The organism is Kitasatospora sp. NPDC059747 (genome assembly GCF_042732955.1).
GTDB lineage: Bacteria > Actinomycetota > Actinomycetes > Streptomycetales > Streptomycetaceae > Kitasatospora.
Map to the genome: position 1 here is coordinate 1 of NZ_JBHWGV010000250.1, position 3,503 is coordinate 3,503.

4 protein-coding genes are annotated in these 3,503 nt (G+C 69.9%); 1 reads left to right on the forward strand and 3 read right to left on the reverse strand.

Translation table 11 applies throughout. From position 1 onward, the window contains the following. Positions 1-110 precede the first annotated feature (110 nt). The 3 genes from ACFV4G_RS43155 to ACFV4G_RS43165 all read right to left on the reverse strand — a co-directional run bounded on the left by ACFV4G_RS43155 (position 111) and on the right by ACFV4G_RS43165 (position 2,048). Complete coding sequence (locus tag ACFV4G_RS43155) at positions 111-890, reverse strand: hypothetical protein (protein WP_380449089.1); 780 nt, start codon at positions 888-890, stop codon at positions 111-113. Positions 891-928: 38 nt separating this feature from the next. After that, a complete protein-coding gene (locus tag ACFV4G_RS43160) occupies positions 929-1,294 on the reverse strand; it encodes a hypothetical protein (protein ID WP_380449091.1) in 366 nt (121 codons plus the stop codon). A 94-nt stretch (positions 1,295-1,388) separates the two neighbouring features. Then, positions 1,389-2,048 carry a hypothetical protein gene (locus ACFV4G_RS43165; protein ID WP_380449093.1) on the reverse strand — a complete coding sequence of 220 codons (660 nt, stop codon included), beginning with the start codon at positions 2,046-2,048 and terminating at the stop codon, positions 1,389-1,391. 509 nt (positions 2,049-2,557) lie between these two features. On the opposite strand from ACFV4G_RS43165, the gene ACFV4G_RS43170 reads away from it, so the two are divergent. Then, on the forward strand, positions 2,558-3,082 hold the full coding sequence (locus ACFV4G_RS43170) for a hypothetical protein (RefSeq protein ID WP_380449095.1): 525 nt from the start codon (positions 2,558-2,560) through the stop codon (positions 3,080-3,082). Positions 3,083-3,503: the final 421 nt, after the last annotated feature.

The window sequence follows — 3,503 nt, forward strand, 5'->3', positions numbered from 1 at the left end:
TGCGTTATGCTGCCGGCGGCCCGTGGCGTGCGGGGCGTGTACGGGGGGCGGGCGGGTGGTTCCGTGTGTGGGCGGGGCCCTAAGCGACCCCCCCCCGCGCCTGTCCTTCGTCAGGACGGGTAGACGATCGAACCCAGCGGCGGACAGGGGATGAGCATCGTGCCGATGCCGGGGCGTTCGACGAACGCCCGCGCCTCGGCGGCCTGTTGGCGCCGGGTGTCCAGATCGTCGGCGTACCAGGCGTCGCTCCTGGCACGGGTGTAGTCCCACGAGCCGCCGATGAGACCGAGACTGACGTTGCCGGCGCTGCGCTGGAAGTCCGCCTTCACGGCGGCCTGCCGGAGTGCGGACTGCGTGGCGGCGAGGTCGAGGCGGGTGATCAGCACGCCGGGGGTGTTCGGCTCGCGGGTCGGCATGGGGGCCTGCGGGAGCAGCGACACCCCGGTGTCGAGGCGGCCGATGTTGTCGACGGTCGCTTGCCGGGCCTCACTCGCCGCGATCTGGATCTCCCGGTGCAGCCAGAGGAACTCGTCGAGGTCGGCCGGGGTGACGCGCATCCGCTCGTACAGGGCCCTGAACCGGGGATCGCGGTGCAGCGGGCACACGAGCGGCATGTGGAACGCCACGCAGTCGTTGAACCCGTTCGCCACGGCGGCGTCGAAGTGGAAGAGGCCCCGGTCCACCTGTCCCTGCGCGATCGCCAGACCACCGAGACCCGAGTGACCCGACGCGACGAGCCACCTGCCGTCGGGGCCGAGGGCCGTGGCGCGCGCGACGACGTCGTTGAGGCCCGCGGTGACGTCGACGCCCCGTGGGGCGAGGCCGTGGGTCATGACCGCCACCGTCAGATCGTGCACGCGGGCGGTCAGTGAGGTGACGGTGTCGGCCATGGATCTCCTCGGTGGTCGTGAGGTGGGGTGGCAGGTGCTCAGGCTTGGACGAGCCGGCCTTCTTCAAGACCGTCGAGGACGAATCCGTTGTCGAAGCGCACCCGGTAGGTGGTCCGAGCGCCGGATCCGGCGTCGAACGCTCCCACCCGGGCGACCTTCTGGCGCAGGTCCTCGACGAGGCTCGCCGCGAAGCCGTCGAGCCGGGCGCCGCGCATGTGCTGATCGAAGCTCGCGAGGTGGTCCTGGCCGACGCCGCCGGCCGCCGTGGTCGAGCTCATGACGGTTCCCACCAGACCCTCGGCGAGGAACAGCGGGCCGGGGGCTCCGATCCCGGCAGCCGCGTCACCTGCGGTGACCTGCGTATCCCCGGTCAGCCTGACCCTCGTGCCGGTCTCGTACGGCATGGGCGTGCCCCCATCGTTCGATCTTGGGCTGGATCGCCGCCAGCGTAGCCGAGTTGACTTGGGGAGAAACGGTGTTCGGCAAGACTCGGGAGCTTCACGACTCGGCGGGCCGGTGCGGGTTCATGGGCTTGGCTTGACGCCACGTCACGACCTCCCGGGCTCCGGCGAGCAGGTCGGTGAGGATCTCCTCGTCGCAGGTGCCGTCCGACTCCGAAAGGCTCCTCTCCAGCGCTGCCACGTCCCTGCCGATCGGATCCATGCCCATGTGGTCGAGTGCGAAGGTCAACAGCTTGCGGTGCCGGGGGCCGTCCCCCAGCGCCCGGGCACGGAAGAGCTCGGCTCGCAGACCCTCGGCGTCCAGGACCTCACATTGCGCCGCGAGGGCGTAGAAGTCTCTGCGGGCCCAACCCACAATGGTCTGGAAGTCGTGCTCGCACAAGGTGTCCTGGAAGCAGGCCAGGAGAAGGGCGGACCCGGCGGTGAGCCATGCGGAGCCCGAGATCAGGACGCAATCCACCTGCCCGACCCGAAGCCGCACGCCGTCGGCGACGAGCCGGCGGGATTCGGGCTCCGAGGGCTGTTCCGTCGATCTGACGCGACGAAGCTCGTAGAAGAGGGATCGGTACGTGTCCAACGACGGCTCGTCGTCGTCAGGTCGGCGCGCGTGATGTTGGGCAATGACAAGCGCGCGCTCGATGATGTCCGTCTCGTTCCGGCCCAGGAGGGCGCCGCCTGGCAGTAGGTCGACGGTCATCTCTTCCGGATCGACACCGATTTCCAGATACCGGCCTGCGACTTCGTTGATGGCCGTCTGAGTCCAGCGGGGACCTCTTGGGATCCGGCGGGCGGGACGGGTCGTACTGCGAGCCAACCACCGCTGAGCGCGGATGGCGCCGGGCGGCCTACGCGCCATCGGCCTTTCGAGTCTGCATCATGGCGCCCATCATGCCAGGGCCGACGGGAACAGTCAGCGGGTGGGCCCGGCGGAAAATGACAGCACCGACCCACCGGCCCGGATTCAGAAGACCCTCACCGCCGGTCAACGGTCGGCTCGCAACCATCTCCACAAGCTCGCGCTGGACGTCCACACGCACTCGATCAGATCTGCGCTCGACCGACCGCGACGCCGATCCGGCCGGATATTCCACTGCCCGCCGACCGCACGATCGACTATGTTGCGGTGTCATGAGCGGCGGCGGCCAGTCGGTGGACATTCCTGGACTCGATGGCGCCTGGAACAGGTCGTGGCCCAAGTGCCCGCCGGTGGCGCACCGCCTGCGTCGCCAGTTCCGAGAGCGCTGGGTCCGCTTCCACGCCCTCCCGGAGGGCAAGAGGTACGCGACCTCGGACGCCGAGCACGCCGAGCACGCCGAGATCCTGCGTCGTCACCACACGCTTCTGCAGGATCTCCTCGGCGACGTCACGGTCGGCGGCGGAGGCTTGGTGGCGATCACCTGCTCCTGGTCCGCGACCGGTGTCCCGACTCCGCGAGATTCTGCGGTCGCTGCCACCACGCCCGGGGCCGCGCACTGGCGAAGCGATGACCTGGCCACCGACCCGGGCTTCCACTCGTGGCAGCACCACTACGTCTCCGCGATGGACCTGCACGACCCCGCACTGGACCGGCTCCTGCTCTGCGTGGCCGACGACATGACCGACGGCGTCATCCTGACCGGAGCCGGCTGTGCATGGGCTGTCCACCCCTATGACGGCGGCGTGGACGTCTTCGCCGGGAGTACCGAGGTACGCGACCGGCTCGCCGGCACGTTTGCCGAGTGGCTGCCGTAGACGCGGCAGGGGACATGAGCTGGAATGGCGCCAGGAAGACGCGGGCGAATCGGCAGCTCTGGCCAGGCGGAGATCAGGTCGCTTCGAGGCGAGCGCGGCCTCCAGCAGAAGGATGAGCCAGGGTGGAGCGGCGGCGGCGATCTCGGTACGCGGACCCACCTGAGCCGGAGTGAACACCCCTGTATCGGCGCCTCGTTGATGGCGTGCAGCAGGCGCCCGGCACTTGGTGGGCCCGGTTCCCGCGTTTCGCTTCCTGTGCTGACGCTGCGGGCCAGTGGTCAGCGGACCGGGACGGGGATGCCTCGGAGGAGGAGGGGCCGGCCGGCGCCGTGTTCCCAGGCGTCCCAGGCGTCGTGGACGCGGCGGGCCTGGTCGGGCGGCATCACGGTGTCGAGCAGGTAGCAGGGCACCCAGTGCAGGG